The 19,734-nt window shown below is 40.3% G+C and carries 16 protein-coding genes; 4 read left to right on the top strand and 12 right to left on the bottom strand.

Features of this window, described 5'->3' with window-relative positions; translation table 11 throughout:
* Window positions 1-48: 48 nt before the first annotated feature.
* From LC115_10020 to LC115_09980, 9 genes are all read right to left on the bottom strand, one after another.
* The gene (locus LC115_10020) at window positions 49-261 is read right to left on the bottom strand and encodes an AtpZ/AtpI family protein (GenBank protein ID MCZ2357001.1); all 213 of its coding nucleotides are present in this window, start codon (window positions 259-261) and stop codon (window positions 49-51) included.
* On the bottom strand, window positions 258-1,568 hold the full coding sequence (locus LC115_10015) for an oligosaccharide flippase family protein (protein ID MCZ2357000.1): 1,311 nt from the start codon (window positions 1,566-1,568) through the stop codon (window positions 258-260). The genes LC115_10020 and LC115_10015 overlap by 4 nt, the downstream gene beginning before the upstream one ends.
* Before the next feature lie 130 nt (window positions 1,569-1,698).
* On the bottom strand, window positions 1,699-3,273 hold the full coding sequence (locus tag LC115_10010) for a transglycosylase SLT domain-containing protein (GenBank protein MCZ2356999.1): 1,575 nt from the start codon (window positions 3,271-3,273) through the stop codon (window positions 1,699-1,701).
* A 5-nt stretch (window positions 3,274-3,278) separates the two neighbouring features.
* Window positions 3,279-4,724 (bottom strand): Asp-tRNA(Asn)/Glu-tRNA(Gln) amidotransferase subunit GatA, encoded by a 1,446-nt coding sequence (gene gatA / locus LC115_10005; GenBank protein ID MCZ2356998.1) that lies wholly within the window; start codon window positions 4,722-4,724, stop codon window positions 3,279-3,281.
* A gap of 6 nt (window positions 4,725-4,730) precedes the next feature.
* On the bottom strand, window positions 4,731-4,958 hold the full coding sequence (tatA, locus tag LC115_10000) for a twin-arginine translocase TatA/TatE family subunit (GenBank protein MCZ2356997.1): 228 nt from the start codon (window positions 4,956-4,958) through the stop codon (window positions 4,731-4,733).
* A 54-nt stretch (window positions 4,959-5,012) separates the two neighbouring features.
* Window positions 5,013-5,927 carry a hypothetical protein gene (locus LC115_09995; protein ID MCZ2356996.1) on the bottom strand — a complete coding sequence of 305 codons (915 nt, stop codon included), beginning with the start codon at window positions 5,925-5,927 and terminating at the stop codon, window positions 5,013-5,015.
* The gene (gene lepB, locus LC115_09990; GenBank protein ID MCZ2356995.1) at window positions 5,928-7,064 is read right to left on the bottom strand and encodes a signal peptidase I; all 1,137 of its coding nucleotides are present in this window, start codon (window positions 7,062-7,064) and stop codon (window positions 5,928-5,930) included.
* Window positions 7,065-7,074: 10 nt separating this feature from the next.
* Window positions 7,075-7,584, bottom strand: coding sequence for a DUF4293 family protein (locus LC115_09985; protein ID MCZ2356994.1), 510 nt, complete (start codon window positions 7,582-7,584; stop codon window positions 7,075-7,077).
* Between the two features lie 99 nt (window positions 7,585-7,683).
* The gene (locus tag LC115_09980) at window positions 7,684-9,177 is read right to left on the bottom strand and encodes an NAD(P)/FAD-dependent oxidoreductase (protein ID MCZ2356993.1); all 1,494 of its coding nucleotides are present in this window, start codon (window positions 9,175-9,177) and stop codon (window positions 7,684-7,686) included.
* Between the two features lie 250 nt (window positions 9,178-9,427).
* On the opposite strand from LC115_09980, the gene fabD reads away from it, so the two are divergent.
* Genes fabD through kdsA form a run of 3 tightly spaced genes read left to right on the top strand, consistent with a single transcriptional unit; the run spans window position 9,428 to window position 11,948 of the window.
* On the top strand, window positions 9,428-10,327 hold the full coding sequence (gene fabD / locus LC115_09975; GenBank protein ID MCZ2356992.1) for an ACP S-malonyltransferase: 900 nt from the start codon (window positions 9,428-9,430) through the stop codon (window positions 10,325-10,327).
* A gap of 2 nt (window positions 10,328-10,329) precedes the next feature.
* The gene (locus LC115_09970; protein ID MCZ2356991.1) at window positions 10,330-11,109 is read left to right on the top strand and encodes an enoyl-CoA hydratase/isomerase family protein; all 780 of its coding nucleotides are present in this window, start codon (window positions 10,330-10,332) and stop codon (window positions 11,107-11,109) included.
* Entirely contained in the window at window positions 11,109-11,948 is an 840-nt protein-coding gene (gene kdsA, locus LC115_09965; protein MCZ2356990.1) for a 3-deoxy-8-phosphooctulonate synthase, read from the top strand. The genes LC115_09970 and kdsA overlap by 1 nt, the downstream gene beginning before the upstream one ends.
* A 190-nt stretch (window positions 11,949-12,138) precedes the next feature.
* Here kdsA and LC115_09960 read toward each other — a convergent pair whose 3' ends face one another.
* From LC115_09960 to ychF, 3 genes are all read right to left on the bottom strand, one after another.
* Window positions 12,139-13,515, bottom strand: a complete 1,377-nt coding sequence (locus LC115_09960) for a T9SS type A sorting domain-containing protein (GenBank protein ID MCZ2356989.1) — start codon at window positions 13,513-13,515, stop codon at window positions 12,139-12,141.
* A 36-nt stretch (window positions 13,516-13,551) separates the two neighbouring features.
* Window positions 13,552-17,367 carry a hypothetical protein gene (locus tag LC115_09955; protein MCZ2356988.1) on the bottom strand — a complete coding sequence of 1,272 codons (3,816 nt, stop codon included), beginning with the start codon at window positions 17,365-17,367 and terminating at the stop codon, window positions 13,552-13,554.
* Between the two features lie 361 nt (window positions 17,368-17,728).
* Window positions 17,729-18,823, bottom strand: coding sequence for a redox-regulated ATPase YchF (gene ychF / locus LC115_09950; protein MCZ2356987.1), 1,095 nt, complete (start codon window positions 18,821-18,823; stop codon window positions 17,729-17,731).
* A 53-nt stretch (window positions 18,824-18,876) separates the two neighbouring features.
* On the opposite strand from ychF, the gene LC115_09945 reads away from it, so the two are divergent.
* Window positions 18,877-19,731 (top strand): hypothetical protein, encoded by an 855-nt coding sequence (locus LC115_09945; protein ID MCZ2356986.1) that lies wholly within the window; start codon window positions 18,877-18,879, stop codon window positions 19,729-19,731.
* The last annotated feature ends 3 nt before the right edge of the window (window positions 19,732-19,734 follow it).

Here is a 19,734-nt window from a genome sequence, read left to right as displayed (position 1 = left end):
GCATCCATTTACGAAACCCAAATACACAACAAGTTATCAATTTGAAATTTATTTAGGTTTTTTTAGGGCTTCACGCACTACGTAAATCATTCCGGCTAAACAGCCTATTAGCGCACCGAATACAGTAGCTATTTTAGACTGGTTTCCCAATGAATGGTCTATCCATAATCCCCCTCCAAAACCCACGCAAATAAAAGCAACCATTTGTAAACCAAGACCTAAGAAGCGAAATAACCAGCTATTTTGGGAGTCTTTTTTCATATTGTTTCTACATCTGATTTGCTGTGAAGAAGCATTCTGATGAAAAATAAATTTACAAACACACAAAGCCCATGCGAAATCGCTCCAGCAATAGACGCTCCCATATTTCCCCAAATCGGTATCAATAAAGTATTTAGAACAGTACTGATAAGAGCTAATATTAAACTGGTGAATAACGCATAACGAGTATCATCAAACTTAACATAAAATAACACTAAAATAACATTAATGCTCTGAAATAAATAACTAACTAATAATATTGGTAAAAAATGCAACACAGAGTCGTATTTTACTTGGATAATACCTACCGTTAGAGCAAACCATGTTCCAAACCAAATAGCAATTCCAACTGATACCAAAACTAAGATAAGCCGCCGTAAAACACGTTTGCTGGTAAAAACTGATTCTACAATAGAGCTAATTTTCAGAAATTGAGGCATATACAAGGTATAAAACGACATTAGGATTAATAACACAACGCTTCCCAAAGTCATCCCTAAATTATAGACACCGAGTTCACTCAAAGAAACATATTTTTCAAGTAAAAATCTATCCATGAAGTTATAAAACAACCCGGCAATAGATGATCCAAATACGGGAATACCTAATCGTAAAATCGGGATAACCAATGACTTGTCAAAAGTAAACGAAAAATAACGGATATAAGTGTGCAGAAATACTATATTAATTACTAACTCTGCTAAATATTGTGCATATAAGCGAACTCCGGAAGTATTTTGCCTCCACACAAGTAATGCAGCTAAGCTTAATGTATGGATAGCCAGTATCTTTGTGAAATTGTAACGCTGTAATGTGGTCGTTAATTCCGAATTTGTTAAGTGATTTTGAAAAAATAAGGAAATTAAACTGGCGCAAATTCCCAGATAAATAGCACCTCGATAAGGAGCAATTTGAATATCTTGTTTAAAAAGCAGGTTTAGTAACACATTATCTAAGCCGGAAATACTTAGAATTATTAAGGTCAAAATAGTAACTCCCCAGTATAACACGTTGATTGTGAATACTAAATCCCCCCGATTGATTTCCGGCTTAAACCATAGTTTTGTTTGAGAAACGTACAAACCTAAATTGAGTAGGGAAGCAAACAAGCCGATAGCCGTAAATAAATAACCATAAACCCCAAACTCAGATTGGGACATTAAGCGTAAATAAACCGGTAACAGTAAGAAACTGGAAGTGCGAACCAGCACATCAACGGAAAAAAGTTTAATGAACCGCTGTACTGTCTCGCTGTGCAATAGCAGGTTACGAGCTGTCTTAATTCTTTGTCGTAACAGAATAGGCATAGCTGATGATGTATCTCATCATAAGAATAAGGAAGAAAATCCCGTAAATAAATGAACTATGTTTATACTCCGCACTAAGTTTTTTTACCAAAAACCACCAAACAATGGCTTAAAACAATCTTTTATAGTCTTAAAGTTGAATGATTAAGAATTGGCCTACTTTAAGTTTTGTTTGCGGGGTTATCTTGTTGTAAGAGCAGATTTTGTCAATACTTAGTCCAATTGTTTTATAGAGTGTTGTAATGCTCCACAGAGATTCTCCATACTGAACTTTGTGGTAACGAGCACCTTTGGCGGCAGTTTTTACAGGGGCCGCAGGATAAGCCTTTACTGCTGGGTTTGCTGTATTGGAAGCATATTGCTGGTTTACAGGGATATACACTTTTAAACTTTGCCCGGGCTGGATATAGTAGTTTTGTATGCTATTCCAATTTATGATATTTCCAATTTCTACATGATACCTATCAGCTATTTGGCCAATAGATTCACCGGTGGCTACTGTATGATAAATTAGCTTTGAGCCTACGGGAATATTTTCGTAAGAGTTCGTAGGATTGGGGGCGGAAGAGGGAGGAGGAGAGGTATGTGAAACGACAACAGGAACCGGCACTGGGTTGTATTTTGGCTGATATGTACTATAAGTAGAAGGTTCAGTACTAGTAATGTTTTCTAAGGCTTCCGGATGCAATTTTACCCAGTCAGCTATTTTGTCTGTTACCCGTACCTTAAATGGAGCAGTAGCATAAGGTACAACGCCTGTTTTGTATTCGGGGTTCATCAGCTTTAGTACTCTGGAATCACAGTTAAATCTACTGGCAAGCTGGTCAAGTGATACTTTTTGATTTGAAACAGAAATAAATTCTTGTGGAAAGGCTAAGTCTGTCCATACAGGGTATAGGTTATGTTCTGCTGCATAGTTCATTATGTAGGTTGCTGCGATGAATGCAGGGACGTAGGCTTGGGTTTCTATGGGCAGATAGCGTTGTATATGCCAGTAATTAACTTTGCCGCCGGCATATCGGATTGCTCGGTTTATAGTTCCAGGCCCACAATTATAGGCAGCGATAACCAATGGCCAATCGTTATATATCGAATATAGATTTTTTAAATATTTTGCAGCCGCAATACTTGCTTTGTAGGGGTCGCATCGTTCATCAATGTAAGAATCAATACGTAAGCCATATTGTTTTCCAGTACCGATGATAAATTGCCAGAGGCCGACTGCCGCTGCCCGAGAACGTGCATAAGGGTTAAATGCGCTTTCAATTACACATAGATATTTGAGCTCTAATGGAATCCCCATCTGATCTAATATCGGCTCTATGATTGGAAAATAAACATACTGCAAGCCAAGTAACCGTGAGGTCAATTCCCGCTTACGAACTGTGTACATATCTATAAACGCCTGAACATGAGCATTGTATTCAAGCGGAAAAACAGTACATAACTCTTTGATGCGTTGTGCAGTTTCTGCCTGACTATATCGAGGGATATAGTCAGGTGCAAAACCAAAACGATTTTGATTCACCGAATCTTGCCGCGTTTTATAAAAAAACTGCATTTCATAATCGGCTAAGAGGCTATCCATAATTTCTGCAACAGCCGTATTTTCAGGGATAATAGGTTCTCCGGCAGAGTGTTGCGAAATCCCAACAAAATAGTTGGTTAAAAAAAATAGCAATGATATGATAATGGAGCGTTTCATAAAGGTTAAGAAGTTTTTGAAATAAATTGAGCAAATTGTAGTAATTCTGATTCGTGAAATTGCTTCCCTAAAAGATGCAAACCAATAGGTAGATTTCGGTTATCTACACCGATAGGAATAGAAATAGCAGGATTGCCGGCTAAGTTTGCCTGAACGGTATAAATATCTGAAAGATACATACTGATAGAGTCTTTTAGTTTTTCTCCGATACAAAATGCAGTTGTGGGTGTAGTAGGGGAAATTAAAAAGTCAAAGTTGGTTAATAAATTCTGCGTATAGTCAAATAAAATTCTACGCACTTTTTGGGCTTTTGTGTAATAGGCATCATAATAGCCGGCAGAGAGTACGAATGTGCCTAACAAAATTCGCCGTTGAACTTCCTGCCCAAACCCTTCGGAACGAGACATACAGTAGAGTTCATCCAACGTTTTGGCAGTTTGAGACCGGTATCCATAACGAATACCGTCAAACCTTGCCAGATTTGAAGAGGCTTCTGCAGTCGTTAAAACGTAATAAGCAGGAACTAAATAGTCTAAGTAAGGAAAGTCCACATACTCAATATGATGTCCTGCGGCAGATAGCTGTTCTACTTTTTGCAAAAAAATATCTTTAATTTCCGGCTGAAGTCCTTCTGACTCTACCGTTTGGCGTAAAATAGCAAATCTTTTAGGGTTAATGGTTTCTTGTGATTGGCTAAAATAGTTTGATACCGGCTGGGTTGAAGAGGTGTTGTCTTTGGGATCTTGGCCGGCAAGGTATTCTAAGACAATAGCGATGTCTAAGGCACTGTGAGCTAATATGCCGATTTGGTCAAAGCTGGATCCGTAGGCGATAACGCCATAACGGGAAATTCTTCCGTAGGTTGGCTTTAGGCCAAATAGGCCGCAGAAAGAAGCTGGCTGACGGACAGACCCGCCCGTATCACTGCCGAGGGCTACGTGGCAGGCACCTATCTGAACAGAAACGGCGGCTCCACCGGACGACCCCCCCGGAACGCGATCCGTATCTAAACCATTTCTTACAGCACCATAACGGCTATATTCGTTGGCTGAACCCATCGCAAACTCATCACAATTCGTCCTGCCCAGCACAATAGCCCCAGCATCAATCAGTTGCTGCAAAGCACTTGACGTTATCAAGGACTTAAACTCTCCTAAGATATTTGAAGAAGCCGTTAATGTGTGGCCTTTCAGGCAAATATTGTCTTTGATAGAAAGGACTAATCCTTCTAAGGGGCGAGCAGTGTTATTTTGAAACCGCTTATCAGACTCATGGGCAGCCAATAAAGCCTCTTCCGTAAAGAGTTCAATAAAGGCATTCAAATTTGCATACTTAGCTGCGCTATCTAAGCAAGTCTGAACAGCTCCCACGCAAGTAGCTTCGCCTGATGCTATTAGCTGCCGAAGCTGGTAATAAGCAGATAACGTTATATTATCTTGAATTACATTCACGACTTCCTAATCTTCCAGTTTCTTCTCTGTTGTGTTGGGTTCAATTCGCTTAGTAGTTTCTACGTCTGCTTCAATTTCTTTGCGTACAGAATTTTGTATGCCTTGTGAAGCGTCTTTAAACTCTCGAATACCTTTTCCCAGCCCTTTCGCTAGCTCAGGTATGCGCTTTGCACCAAAAAAAACAAGGATAACTAATAGTATTAAGATAATTTCCCCAGTACCTAAACCAAACATAAATTGCTTGAATTAAAAATGTTGAATAATTGGCAAAGTTAGTTCTTTTTCTGCTTAATTGTTGTGCTGGTTACGGTAAATTTTCCAACTTAATATTCTCTTATCGTCTCCTGCGGTTACCAACATTTGTGCGTTAGGTAGCCAGCAAATAGTGTTTATACTGGCAATATGAGATTTTGGCTTAGTGGGATCAATAACCTTTAATAAAGTTAATGTTTCTAAGTCCCAAATTTTAAACGACTTATCCGATGAAGCACTTACTAATAGACTAAATTCTGGAATGATAATAATTTGGTTAATGGCAAAAAGATGGGCAGAAATTTCTACTTCTTTGTTGATTGGGTTAATGCACCACCGATTTAATACTGCATTTAAGCCGCCGCTATACAGAATGGGCAGGTTAGAAGCCGGTTTTTCTACTAAAGTAAAAATCGTTCTAACAGCGGCTTGCCATTCCTGCAAAATATGGTAGTTATTGGAATTTAAAAGATAAATTTTTCCATTACTGCCGGATATTGCCACCTGTTGTTTACCCAGAATTGGAAGGATTGTACGGATATTTTGGTTATTTAGCTGAATCGTATGCTGTTTCTCAAAGTTATTGAGGTCTAAAACAGCGCAAAAACCTTTTCCGCAGGCTACCCATAACTGGTTATGAATCACCCGAATATCATAGATAGGGGCAGATAAGTTGATTTTCTGAACTATCTTACGGGTTTGTAGGGATAGTATTTGCAATATTCCGTTTTGCTGACCTGCAAAGAAAAGTTGCTGTTCTTGTGCAATATAAGCCGCAAAAATGGGGCTATCCGTTTGCAATAAGGCGGTAGCGGTTACATTACCGAGCTCCCATTGAGCAACAACGCCATCTCCGGCAACAGAATAAAAAATATCTTCTTGGCCGGGAACTAAGCGATAAATACCTCCTCTATGGCCAGAAAATTCCTGAAAAAATTCACAATGAAGCATCTAATCTATTAAACGAAAGAAACGTCCCCAGCGTATTCCATTTTCCTTAGAAAATAAAACAATCAAGGGCTTCCCAACAATATGGCTTTCTGGAACGAATCCCCAAAAACGGCCATCTAATGAGTTATTTCGGTTATCACCCATCATAAAATAATAGTTCATTTCAAAGGTGTAAGTGGTAGCCGGCTTTCCGTCAATCAGAGTTTTTCCGGCAGAACCTTCTAAGGTATGGCCTTCATAAGCAACGATAACTCTCTTGTAAGTAGCTATGTTTGAGTCTGTTAGTGAAATTGTCATTCCTTTTTTGGGGATAATAATTGGGCCGAATTGGTCATAATTCCATTTGAATAGTGGGCTTTTGGGGTAAATATTATCTAAATAAATGGAGGTGTCTAAGATAACGGGCTCTACTTTGGTTACGTTACTCCATGATTTAATCGTAGCCGCTGTTTTGGCTGTCATATCAAACCGATATTGCCCTGGTCCTATTTCTCCCCAATTTCGGTTACTATCTTCTGGGTCGCGAAAGCCTAATTCACCTAACGCTTTTGGATTAAAGCCTTCCTGAGAGGTACGCACATCATAGCTATACTGCATTTCGGGCGGGTTAAAACCAACTTTTCCGTTAATATATACTTGATGATTAATAACTTGTAATGTATCTCCCGAAATAGCCACACAACGTTTGATGTAGTTTTCTTTTATACTGGTTTCAGCAACGGGGCCTAAATCCGGGTTATTGGGTTCAATATCATCCGCTGGATAGTTAAAGACTACCACATCATTACGCTTTACTTCTGTAATTCCGGGCAGGCGCAAGTATGGTAAAACTATCCAATCTAAATAAGATTTGACATTTACCAATGGTAGCTTGTTATGCACAAATGGCACTGAAAGTGGCACCATAGGCAGACGGGTTCCGTAATGAAACTTACTCACTACCAGAAAATCACCTACTAAAAGGGAACTTTCCATAGAGCTTGTTGGAATCATATACAGTTCTAAGAAAAAACTGCGAATGATGATAGCGGCACTTCCAGCCCACACAATAGCATCTAACCATTCCCGAAAGGGGCCTTTTTTAGGCTTTTCTTTGGAATTAGCGGTTGTGCTTTTTTGCCAAAATTTCCAAGTCATGTTTTAAAAATTACCGTAAACGGTCCATTGATTTAAGCCGTTTAATATCTCGTTGAACTAATTTGATTGCAGCAGCTATTAACAGTAAACTCAATACGGGAAATATCAACCCATAGCTAAAAGACATTTTAACGGATTGAGAGGTAACCGTAAAATGTGATTGTAAAATATCCCCGCTGAGATAAGACAATACCAAGCACGCAACTTGCATTAAAAATGCAAAACGGCCAAATAAAACCTGCTTAGTTCGATTCGCAAAGGTAAAAATCGAAATTACTACCGTAAGGATAGTTATGATAGTAAGCGGAAACATCATTTTTAGCATCAGCGTTTCCGGAAGTGTTGCTTGTGGTTGAAATAGCAGAACCTGCCCGCCGGTAGCTTCTGCCAAAGAAACAGCATTATCAGTATAAGTATAGGTCGGCGAATAAACAAAAATAACATTTAATACCAGCGCAAGTAGTAATAAATAGGTTTGCTTGCGGTAAAACTGGGAATCTTGCCAAAATGGAATACTCATTTTTGAATCTGTAACAAATGTACGTGAACCTGCTTTTGTTTGTTGTGAATCTTGGATAAACAGAATGATTTTTACGGTATAATGATTCTAAAAAGGTGTTTAATTTCCTTTGTGAAACTCAAAACGTTGTCCATTTACTACGCGGTAGCATTTTAGGTTTTCGGTAAATACAGCCGGCTTCATAATAGATTTTCCAAATAGCATCCGAACGCACTCTTGGATTCCCTCTGTCATAGACGGGTGCGGGTGAATGAGTTCCGCAAGTTCTGACACCCCTTTATTCATCGAAATCAATAAAGAGACGGCTTCTATCACGCTGGAGGCGTGCTCTCCAATGGCGCGCATACCCAAAATACGCATTTCTTCGTCATCTGTAACAATAATCTTAAAAAAACCATTTGTGTTGCGCATCGCAATTGCCCTGGGAATATGGGAATAACTATAGGTAGCTACTCGATAATTGATATTTTTTTTCTGGGCTTCTATTTCATTTAACCCTACTCCGGCAACTTCCGGATGCAAAAACATAATAGTAGAGATGTTATCATACTTAAGTGTTTTTGAGATATTTCCATAAATTCTTTCAACGGCGTGCCTTCCCTCTAATTCACCTACATTTACCAAAGAAATATCTGCAGTTAAATCTCCAACGGCATAGATATTAGGGACAGAGGTGCGGGAGTCATCCGTCCAAATATTTCCTTTGTCCGTAAATTGTATTCCGATTTTTTCAAGCCCCATATTTTCAAAAGAAGCTACCCTTCCGATAGATACTAAGGCTTTTTCGGCATAATGTGTTTCTTTACTGCCGTCGCGGTAATTTAACACATATTTTACGCGCCCATTCTCAATGGTCATACAATCCAAAGAGGCATTATGATGAAATAAAACCCCATTTTTTTTGAGATTACTTTCTACGATTTTAGAAATATCTTCATCTTCAAAGGAAAGCATTCGGGGTGCTTTATCTATCAGGCGCACTTGCGTTTTGCCGAAATTGGAAAAAATAGTAGCAAATTCGCAGCCCACAACACCAGCCCCCAAAACAACTATACTCTTCGGAAAATCCTTAAAGTTAGAAATACCATCGCTTGTAACGATTACTTGCTCATCAATAGGAATAGTGGGTAGCTTTCTGGGCGTACTGCCGGAGGCCAAAATGATATTATAGGCAAAAACGACTTCTTTATTTCCTTTTTTGTCTGTAATAGAGACTGTATTCGGGCTTTCAACGCTGGCAAATCCACGCATTAGCCGAAAACGGCCAGGGTAAATTTGCCCCTGTAACTTATTTATCTGATGTAATAATAGTTTTTTTCTTTCCATAACAGCCGCATGAACTGTTTTGGTAATTTCTTGATAATCAACTTCATATCGCTCTATTACGTATCCTCTATCGGTAACATTTAGTTTGCGAATATCCTTAGAGAGTTCCCAGAGTGTCTTTGAGGATAGTGCTCCATTAAAAACGCCGGCACCGCCAACTAAGTTTTTTTCAATAAGCACCACTTTTTTTCCGTAATCTAATGCGCGCATTGCTGCTGCAAAACCAGCAGGGCCGCTCCCGATCACACATACATCGTACTTTTCCATCCCAATAAATTCTACCCTAAAAAATCTTTCGCGAAAGTCTTAAAAAACAAGATAGATTTAACAAAAACCTTATTTTTCCAACTAAAATTAATTATCTGATTCCAAATTTTTTTGGATATTAGCTTAAAAGTCTTAACATTAGAATTTAGGTTTTAAGCTATGGTTTAACTTTCAGCGAGGTCTTAGAAAAAAGCTATGGATGTATGCGGGTTTTATTTTTAAAAGATGTAATTTTGCGAACCCAAATACAATGAAAGTCGTTTACCTTTTTCCAGGCCAAGGCTCGCAATTCTCAGGTATGGGGCGGGAATTATCCAGCTATTCTGAGGATTTACGGCAGAAGTTTGCCCGTGCAGATGAAATAGTCGGATATTCTCTTACTGCCCTTATGTGTAACGGAACAGATATGGAGCTAAAGCAAACCTCTGTAACTCAGCCTGCTATTTATGTTCATTCAGTATTATTAGCTCAAACGATGAATATCTCCAAAGATGCTGCTGCAATAGCGGGTCATTCTTTGGGAGAGATTTCGGCGTTAGCGGCGATTGGCTCTATTGATTGGGAAGACGGGCTTCGGTTAGTGCTGGCGCGTGCACGGGCTATGCAGGAAGCCTGTGATGCCACCCCCAGTGCTATGGCCGCTATAGTTGGCTTAGAAGACGCAGAAGTAGAGCACCTCTGCCAAAAAATAGGAGACGTATGGCCGGCTAACTATAACTCACCCAATCAATTAGTTGTTTCCGGTAGCTGTAAAGGTATTGAAAAAATGGCAGTAGCTGCCAAAGAAGCCGGAGCTAAAATAGCACAAATACTTCCTGTAAACGGTGCTTTTCATTCCCCACTGATGGAGTCAGCACGAGCAAAACTCGCCGAAGCAATCAACAATACAGAAATCAGACCTCCTGTTTGCTCTATTTACCAAAATGTATCCGCAGAACCAACCGTTGATGTCGGCGTTATCAGAGAACGCCTGATTCAGCAGCTAACATCCCCCGTTTACTGGACACAAATAGTTCGTAACTTACACCAAGACGGCTTCACACATTATATTGAAATTGGGCCAGGCAAGGTATTACAAGGACTGGTAAAACGAATTTTACGAAACGTAAGCGTTACCGGCCACCAAATGATCCCCCCACAATTAACCTAAAAATGAACTACAACACACTATTGTACGAACTTGATTCCGGCGTTTTAACGATAACTTTTAATCGTCCGGATCGTTATAATGCTTTCAACAATGAGATGAGTGCAGAATTTATAGATGCACTCAAGAAGGCTGACAAAGATAGTGCTGTGCGAGCCATCGTAATTACCGGTTCGGGAAAGGCTTTTTGCTCTGGGCAAGACCTCAAAGATGTTGCCGGCGTAACCCGTTCATTAGGGGAGTCTGTGGCTAACCGTTATAATCCCAAAGCAAAACTGATTCAAACAATAGAGAAACCCTTTATTGCAAAATTAAACGGAATAGCTGCCGGTGCCGGTGCCGGTGTAGCTATCGCTTGCGACTATATCATAGCCAGCGAACAGGCATCCCTACTCTTTGCTTTTGTTAATATCGGTTTGGTTCTTGATACCGGCAGTTCGTTTACGCTTCCGCGCCTTGTGGGATACCGAAAAGCATTTGAATATGCTACACTCGGTAATAAAATTTCCGCCGTAGAAGCACTTACACAAGGAATTGTTAATCAGGTAGTAAGTCCCGAATTGTTAGACTCTGCAACTGCTGAAATAGCTCAAAAATATGCAACATCTGCAAGCAAAGCAATCGGGCTTATTAAGCGGATGCTGCACCAATCAGGTTCCGTTTCATTAGAAAAAGCACTTGAATCAGAGATGTTTAGCCAAGAAATTGCAGGTAAAACCCATGATTACATTGAGGGTGTAAGTTCATTTGTAGAAAAACGCTCCCCTAACTTTACCGGAAATTAATGGCAAATTCACTACATACCCGTGTGTGCCGTGTAGGGGATATTCTCATTGGGAATCAGAATCCCTTAGTGCTGATAGCCGGGCCATGTATTGTAGAAACGCCCGAACTAACACTTCAAATTGCACTTGAAATTCAGGCCGTATGCAGCAAGTTAAATATTCCATTTATTTTTAAAGCTTCATTTGATAAGGCAAATCGAAGCTCTAACCGTTCTTTTCGCGGGAATGGCTTAGAATATGGGTTACAAGTATTATCAGATATTCGCCAAAAAACAGGATTACCTGTTTTGACAGATATACATGAGAGTTGGCAAGCAGAAGTAGCCGCTCAAGTAGTAGATGTCTTGCAGATACCCGCCTTTTTATGCCGGCAAACAGATTTATTGGTAGCGGCAGCTAAAACAGGTAAACCCGTAAATGTAAAAAAAGGCCAGTTTTTGGCCCCTTGGGATATGAAGGGAGTTGCAGAAAAGTTAATGCTATCAGGCTGTGAAAATATATTGCTAACCGAGCGGGGTACTTCTTTTGGCTACAATACTTTGGTAGTAGATTTTCGGGGTTTACCGCAGATGCAGGCGTTAGGTTTTCCGGTTGTTTTTGATGCTACCCATAGTGTTCAACAGCCCGGAGGTTTAGGAGACCGTAGTGGCGGACAACGTGAATTTGTACCGATATTAGCAGCAGCAGCAGCAGCAGTAGGAATGGATGCCTTGTTTTTAGAAGTTCATCCAGACCCGGATAACGCCCCCAGTGACGGACCTAATATGCTGAAAATCCCAAACCTTGAACCGCTTTTAACAAAAATACTCAGACTGCATACCGCCACCAACATAGAATAGTCTGATACTTTGATTGTAGCTCAAACAGCATAGCTTGAGAAAGACTGAAATTATGATCAGAAAACCATGATGCCCAGATTACAATAATGCTCCACCAATGGAATCATAGCTTTCTGAACCACTCCCAAACATTTTGGGCGTATCTAATCAAAATAGATACGCCCAAAATGCTTAGTTTGAAATGGATAGTTTAGCGAGTTATTAAAAACTTATCTGTAATAATCTTTCCGTTCAATGATATACGGTAAGCATAAACCCCTGATGATAAACCGTCAAGATCAAATTTGTGAGCATAAACCTGATTTTCAGGAATTTCTTTTGAAAAATGTAATACTCTTTTTTGTGCTATATCAAACACTTCGATGACTAAATTTCCCTTGTCCTCCGTAAAAATGGAGAAGTTGATAGTTTCCTTAGCCGGATTTGGAAATACCTGAAAAGATAGATTCTGCTCATTATTCAATATCGCTGTTGCTATATTGGAATATTGTGTTTTCCCATCTTTATCAACAGCTTTAAAACGATAATAATATAGTTGATTAGGTATTATCTGAAAATCCTGATAATTATAGATATAATTATTTCCGTGAGCATTTAAAGTGGTAATGTCTTCAAAATGCTCAAAGTTTAGGGTTAAACTTTTTTGTAATACATATTGTTTCAGATTCACTTCCATCAAGCTTTGCCATTGTAGCAAAATAGACGGATTTGAATGAACAGGCCAAGCTGTTAAAGGGCTGGTTTCTATTGGCAAAGGAGTTGAACCGGAGGCTATTCCAAATTCTGAAAACGTTGTATAATCCGTTCTTTCAAAATCAGATATTCGGGTACTTGAATGCCAGTTCCATTTATTATCTGGGTCAAGAGATGCGGGAGACCGTTTCACTAATGCTAAGTTAGTTCCTGAATAAGCCCAGCCGGAAGAAGGAATTACCCGCGCTCCATAGCTAACAGAGCCGGAAGGCCCAGTCGTTGGGGTTAAGTCCCAAAAGCCCTCATCTTCAATATCAGTGTAACTATTTCCATTTTCTGAAAGTGGAGGAGACCAATTTGAGGAAGGAGTCGCTTTGCTGAAGAAAGATTGTAAAAAGTTGACACCCGGAAATGTTGAGTTAAGCACTGCAAATAGCGGCTCGTAGTAAGTAGCTGTGCTACTGTTATCACTACCTACCGGATAAAAGTAGGTTAGCGGAAAGGTAGTATTATCAACAGCACGTCTAAGGGTTCCAACGATATGCCCACCGGTTCTGTTTACTGCGCCAACCGCATCATTATTGACTGTTAGGATGTTAATACCTGCATTAACATAATTGCCAGTAGAGGTTGGTAAGTTTAAAAGTAACCGAGAGTTTACAGTAACGTCTCCTGACAGTGTTTTGACTCCGGATCCGGCAAAGTTTAGCTCATGGTAAGTTGCAGTTGGCGTTGAAGCAGCAGAACGAATGGTTTGAGACCCTGTACCATTGACAGTAACTCGTCCTGCCGTGAGCGAGTATGTTCCGGTAAATTGGGGAATCGGGTTTGCAGTGCTTTGTAAAGTGGCAATTTGCAGTTCACCACCGGTCATATTTAACTCAGCAGTACCGTTAAATTGGTCTGTGCTTCAGGGAACGACCACTACGCCGTTTGTTATAGAAACCTGTCTGCTTGCTGTGGTTGTACCTGTTTGTAAGGTCTTTGTACCAACATTGCTGAATAAAAGATTTCGATATCCGGCATCAAGGCGTAGGGTTTGATTACCGCTGCCATAAAGTTCTACGGTAGGTGAAGCGGCAATGCTGCCTCCATCGGTGTAGGTATAAGTTCCAGAAAATTCAGGGATAACAGCACCATTTTTGGATATTCTTAGAACACTCTTATTTGCCATAGCTAAGTTGGCAGTACCTCCAAAGGTGAAATTCTGTATATCAATAACATTTGAAAGTCCTGAAGCATTGCTGATGGTTACTTGGCTACTAACGCTGGTATTATTTGATAAATAGCGAGTTATATTGCAGTTTACTGTTGGGTTTGAGAATAATAGTCTGGAGTAACTTGCGGTGCGCAAGTACTGGGTAAAAGTGCCAGCCGCCGCAGTGTATAGTTCTATGACGCTTGGAGAATTTAGGGTATAGCTACCGGTAAGTTCGGGCAAAGTAGGGGAGCCTGTTACTTTTGAAACACGTAAACTGCAAGCGGTTGCGGCCATAGTAAGTGTTGCCGGACCATTAAAAGTATTGGTAGAAACTTCAACCAAAGCAGTGCTTTGAATCGTTACAGCGTTATTACAAGTAGTTGTTCCGGCTGATAAGGTTTTGGTGCCACTCCCTTGAAAAATCATGTTGTAATATGGTGTAGAATTTCCGGAAGGGAGCAAACGAATAGTTTGAGCACCGGCTCCGTAAAAGTCAATAGTACCGGCTGTTAGTGTGTATATTCCGGTGATTTCCGGTAGTGTCGCAGATGTTTTTGATAAGCGCAATTGCCCACCCGTCATGGACACGGCAGCCCCTCCGTTTAGTGTCCTTGTATTGGCATCTAAGGTGCCAGATTCAATTTGCAATAAACTTGAAACCGTATAAGTCTGGGCAGAAGCTAAGGTTAAGATGTTTGGATCACTTTGCTTACGAACATAAATATTTGGGAAAGTGGTAGCCAGACCTATGGTGATGTTTTGAGCAGTAGTAACATCTTGGGTCGAAATAACCGCCCCCGGAGGGTTGCTATACGGATTTGTCCAATTAGCTGCCATCGGACCATTAAATATAAACGAACTGGTAGCTGTAGTCGTGAGCGTAGTGGCAGCAGCTCTGGTGAAATCCTTTTTCAACGTTAAAGCTGAATTAGATATATCAAAAGTACCTGCATTTAGATTAAATGACCGGCAAGATAAATCTGCCTCTAAGGTTAATTTATGATTAGAACTTGTACCTACTTGATAATCAACATCATTATTTAGGCCGCCTCCGCGATATTTGCAATTATCTCCGTTAAAGATAATATCTGCCCCGCTATTGTTGTTTGTGGTGGTAATGGCTCCAAAGTTATTCAAGAATCCGCCGATAGAAAGAGATACGTTTGTGCCCCCGTTTCCTATTGTGATTGTTCCATAGTTACAAACGTTTAAGGCTACGGCATTGGCTGTGATAGCGGGCATAAATCCTCCCATTCCTAACGTTGCCGGATCAGGTATCGTAATGCTCGTTCCGGCATTAGGAACGACTCCTGTATTCCAATTGGCAGCGGTATTCCAGTCCGCAGTAGTTCCTACCCAAGTAGAAGGTGGAGAAGGAGGTAACGGTGTCGTAATCTTTAGTTTATCCACAGCAAAAGATGGATCGGCAGCTCCGCCACTACTAAATATACTAAAACTAAAGCGAAGTCTTAATGTAGCAATATTTTCGCAGGCAGCAGGCATAGCCCAAGTTACTCTTGTCCATTTCCCTTGACCACCACAACCACTGTTGTTAGTTTTCATATTGGTTAAATTAGAGCCCCCGGGCACAGCAGGATTAGCCGTTGTGAATGCAGGTGCTGCAGGAGTAATCCAAGTAGTTCCACCATCAGTAGAGTATTGAAAGGCTGCGTATGAAGTTCCTCCACCACCGATAAAGTCAAATTGAAGAGTAAGATTATTATACCCCACAGTACTAATGACTGGGCTTTGTATGATGTCTGTTTCGTTGTGGGGAGTAGAGCAGTGCGCAGCTCCCATACTGGCAACACCAAAAAATAAACTCATATCTCCTTGATTAGCAGCCCCACAAGTATTTGGAGGACGAGCAGACTCTTTGTCAGATACATTCCATATATTAGGCATACCGAGGGATCCACAGAAGCTACTTCCTTGGTTCTGTGTAACATTCCAGCCTAAAAAGTTAGCAGCTACGCTCCAATCATAGCTTACAATGGCTATGTCTCCGGCGGCTGCGGTTCCACATTCGCAACTCACGGCGTTTATGTAGTTTGTTTTTGTGAGCGGGCTGTTAGTTCCGGCTCCGTCTAAATTGCTGGCGTCTAACCGAACTGTGTATTGCCCTACTGCACCAAAGGTTACTTGTGGGTTCACGGAGGTGTTATTAGTGCTGTTTACATAGGTAACGGCACCGGGGCCGGTAATAGTCCATGTATAGCTTACAACACCACGTCCTGCCGGAGAAGTCGTTGTGTTTATCAGCGTATCTACTGTAATAGAGCCTGAAACAGGAGCAGGGGTAGTTGCGCAGAGGGTAGTGTATTTAGCAGTAAATTCAAGATAAGGTGGACAAGAGCTTAGGGTGATGTTTCTGGAAAAAGTTACAGAGCATCCGGCACCATAATAGGCTGTTAAGGTGATGGTTTTGGTGCCAAAAGAAGCAGCTTCTGGGAAACGAAAATCAGGCTCAAAATCAGTAGTGTTGGTGCCATTGATATAAACAGCATCTGGAATATTCCACGAATAGCCTGTAATACCGGCTCCGGAACTCATGTTTCTCAATGTGGTTACATCCTGCATTTTGCAACCAGACCAAGAAGTAATACGTGTGTCTCCTGCTTGGCCAAAGTCAAAGTCCACAGTAGGGCCTACTTGTTTCAAAACTACGTTATCTACGTTAAAGCCGGCCATGAGGGTATAGTCAGCTGTTGTTGCAATGGCGTTGGCATCATTTCGCCAGCGAAAAGCTATCCGTAATGTGGTAATCCCCTCACATTCAGCAGGTAATAACCAGCTACGGGCTTCCCAATTATTGCAAGTTCCGGCTATGAAAAACATTGACGGGATAATGTTATCTGCTAGGATTTTCCAAGTGCCTCCAGAGTTAATGCTGTATAAGACTGTTCCATAAGAATGAGCGGCGGCGGCATCTCCCCCCAAAAAGAACTGTGCCTCTAAGCGAATATTGCATTGCCCTACGGTACTAATGTCTTGGGTTAGATAAGCTGTTTGATCGCTATTTGATGCGCCCGGCGAAGACGAACCGTCTATGTTGATGAGTGAATATTCATCGGCATAATCTTCCGGCCCGTTGTTCATTCCAAAGGCGTAGCTATCGGAGCAGCCCTTGAACGTTATGTGCAGACTCTTATTCGTTACGCCGCCTCCCGGGTCGGGATTAGGCAAATCATTGGGAGCATAGCAGTTATAGTTTCTGCCTCGAACAAACCGTGTGTTGTAGCTGGCGGTAGAACTTATGGGCAATACACCGAAAGGATTATTTTCAGGGGTATTGAAGTCATTGATAACAAAATAGTTGTTACACGGGTCGTTAGCGATGTATGTAAGACCCGTTACGCCTGCCGGAGTGGGGTTTGTCTTGCTGCCGGAGCCATTCTCGGTACTCCAACGAGTGGCTGCACCTACGTCATTAAAATCTTCTGTCCAGAATACTTGCGACCAACTATTGTGATGTACAATTATGAAAATGACAAAGAATAAACGGAATAAGTAAAATTGTTTCATATAACTTTTGAAATTTTAATCTATTATTAAGTAAGTTTAAATGAATTTATACGCTACAAATTTAAAAAAAGTTTTAAACTAATAGCCGTATTATCATCTCAATGGTGTTTTTTTTTGATTTTTTGGAAATAAATTTTTCTCTAAAAATAAAAATATCACGAATAGAAAATTTTATTAACTTAATGACTTGTTTATCAGTAAGGTTTTTATTTTAAAGATGAATTAATTGTTAATTAATAAGGTGCAATCCAGCTTCATGATAACTTCAGGCTTGGATTATAGAAGTAATTCTATTAAGGATGATCCGTAAATTTACTTATTTATTAATAGAAATAATACTTAGTATCTAAGATATTACTGCTTAAACATTAAATCTGAAGTGGAGTATATCGCCGTCTTCTACGATATAGTCTTTTCCTTGTATGGCTAATTTTCCGGCTTCTTTTGCGGCAAGTTCAGATTTATAAAATACAAAGTCTTTAAACTTAATAACTTCTGCTCTGATGAATCCGCGTTCAAAATCAGAGTGAATAACGCCTGCGGCTTGTGGGGCTTTGGTTCCGTACGGGATTGTCCATGCACGTACTTCTTTGACACCGGCAGTAAAATAGGTTTGTAAGCCTAACAATCCGTATGCAGCATGAATTAACTGATTTAATCCGGATTGTTGTATGCCTAATGCTTCCAAAAAGTCTGTTTGTTCGGCAGGGTCTAACTGGGAAATCTGCGCTTCAATAGCTGCACAAACAACAATGACCCGCGCATTTTCGGTAGCTACTGCTTCCCGAACCTGTTTAACGTATTCATTTTCAGTAGCTATTCCGGCTTCATCAACATTACAGAGATACAAAACAGGCTTAGCGGTTAGCAAACGCATATCTTGAATCAAATTAGCCATGTTGTCATCTTGGGGGTACGTCCGTACAGAATTTCCTTGCTGCACAAAGTTAATCAGCTGCTGCACTAATTCTAATTCCTGAATAGCGGCTTTATCTCCGCCTTTGGTGTTTTTTTTAGCTTTATCTAAGCGTTTTTCTAATGCTTCTAAGTCTTTGAGTTGCAGCTCTGTATCAATAATTTCTTTATCTCGTAAAGGATTAACGCTTGCTTCTACGTGCACAATATTTTCATCTTGGAAGCACCTTAAAACGTGTATGATAGCATCGCATTCGCGGATATTTGCTAAAAACTGGTTTCCGAGTCCTTCTCCTTTGCTGGCACCTTTTACTAAGCCGGCTATATCCACAATTTGGACGACCGTAGGTACTACATTTTGCGGCCTTACCAATTCTATCAAGGCATCTAAGCGGCTATCCGGAACCTTAATAATTCCAACATTTGGCTCTATTGTACAAAAAGGATAATTTGCTGCTTCGGCTTGGTTGTTAGATAATGCATTAAATAAGGTAGATTTTCCTACGTTGGGTAGCCCAACAATTCCACATTTGAATCCCATAGTTATATTTGGTGCGAAATTAAGATTTCATGCTAACTTGGTGTCGGTATTTTTTGAGCCTAAATTTTTTTAGCTTTTTTCAGGCGGGTTTATTCTTTATAATTACGTGGCAGGGAGCCGCGCAATCTGAAAGCAGCTTTTCGGCACATCTATATCATAATGCTCTTTATGAAGAATGTATTTACCACTTTCAAACTTTGCCAAAAGAATATCATACCGATTCAACTTTATACTACACCGCTTGTTCTTGGTTAGCTATCAATAAATTAGACTTTGCAGCTACTTTATTTCAGGGTATTCGACATGATAGTTTATTATTTCATGCAGGGATGGGGCAGTTGGTTTTAGCTGCATTGCCTGACAGTCTGAATCGGGCAGTTTCTATTATAGAAGAGATGCCAATATCTTCAAATAATAATATCCAGCTATATCATCATTTATTAGATGCCGGTTTGGGGCTACTTTCGCATCAGCCGAAAAAGTGCATTCGCATCTTGGAAGAACCAATATTTAAGACAGCTATTCCTGAGCTATTGACTTTGAAAGAGTCTTTGTGGGCACGTTATAGAGATTATAAGCAGTTACCACACAAAAGCCCGTTTTTAGCAGGTGTACTTTCGGCTGCCGTTCCGGGAGCAGGGAAATTATATGCCGGCAAAAAAATGAGTGCTTATACAGCATTTTTACAGCAAGTTATCTTAGCCGCATTGGTTTGGGATGCATGGCATATAGACAAACGATTTTCGCCGCAAATGATAATTTCAAGTTCTTTATTTACAGTATTTTATGTTGGAAACATCTGGGGGAGCGCGCTTAGTGTGGGTATTAGTTATCGTGAAAAATTTGATACATTCAAGCAAACTTTATTACTGGATCTGCGTTTGCCTATTCGTTATATCTATCCCTAACGC

Source organism: Bacteroidia bacterium, assembly GCA_026932145.1.
Lineage (GTDB): Bacteria > Bacteroidota > Bacteroidia > J057 > JAIXKT01 > JAIXKT01.
This window is presented reverse-complemented; position numbering and strand designations above follow the sequence as displayed.

Bases quoted from the DNA above. Each gene is read 5' to 3' on its own strand.
- LC115_10020 (MCZ2357001.1), bottom strand. From the start codon at position 261: ATGAAAAAAGACTCCCAAAATAGCTGGTTATTTCGCTTCTTAGGTCTT.
- LC115_10015 (MCZ2357000.1), bottom strand. From the start codon at position 1,568: ATGCCTATTCTGTTACGACAAAGAATTAAGACAGCTCGTAACCTGCTA.
- LC115_10010 (MCZ2356999.1), bottom strand. From the start codon at position 3,273: ATGAAACGCTCCATTATCATATCATTGCTATTTTTTTTAACCAACTAT.
- tatA (MCZ2356997.1), bottom strand. From the start codon at position 4,958: ATGTTTGGTTTAGGTACTGGGGAAATTATCTTAATACTATTAGTTATC.
- LC115_09995 (MCZ2356996.1), bottom strand. From the start codon at position 5,927: ATGCTTCATTGTGAATTTTTTCAGGAATTTTCTGGCCATAGAGGAGGT.
- lepB (MCZ2356995.1), bottom strand. From the start codon at position 7,064: ATGACTTGGAAATTTTGGCAAAAAAGCACAACCGCTAATTCCAAAGAA.
- LC115_09985 (MCZ2356994.1), bottom strand. From the start codon at position 7,584: ATGAGTATTCCATTTTGGCAAGATTCCCAGTTTTACCGCAAGCAAACC.
- LC115_09980 (MCZ2356993.1), bottom strand. From the start codon at position 9,177: ATGGAAAAGTACGATGTATGTGTGATCGGGAGCGGCCCTGCTGGTTTT.
- fabD (MCZ2356992.1), top strand. From the start codon at position 9,428: ATGAAAGTCGTTTACCTTTTTCCAGGCCAAGGCTCGCAATTCTCAGGT.
- LC115_09970 (MCZ2356991.1), top strand. From the start codon at position 10,330: ATGAACTACAACACACTATTGTACGAACTTGATTCCGGCGTTTTAACG.
- kdsA (MCZ2356990.1), top strand. From the start codon at position 11,109: ATGGCAAATTCACTACATACCCGTGTGTGCCGTGTAGGGGATATTCTC.
- LC115_09960 (MCZ2356989.1), bottom strand. From the start codon at position 13,515: ATGACCGGTGGTGAACTGCAAATTGCCACTTTACAAAGCACTGCAAAC.
- LC115_09955 (MCZ2356988.1), bottom strand. From the start codon at position 17,367: ATGAAACAATTTTACTTATTCCGTTTATTCTTTGTCATTTTCATAATT.
- ychF (MCZ2356987.1), bottom strand. From the start codon at position 18,823: ATGGGATTCAAATGTGGAATTGTTGGGCTACCCAACGTAGGAAAATCT.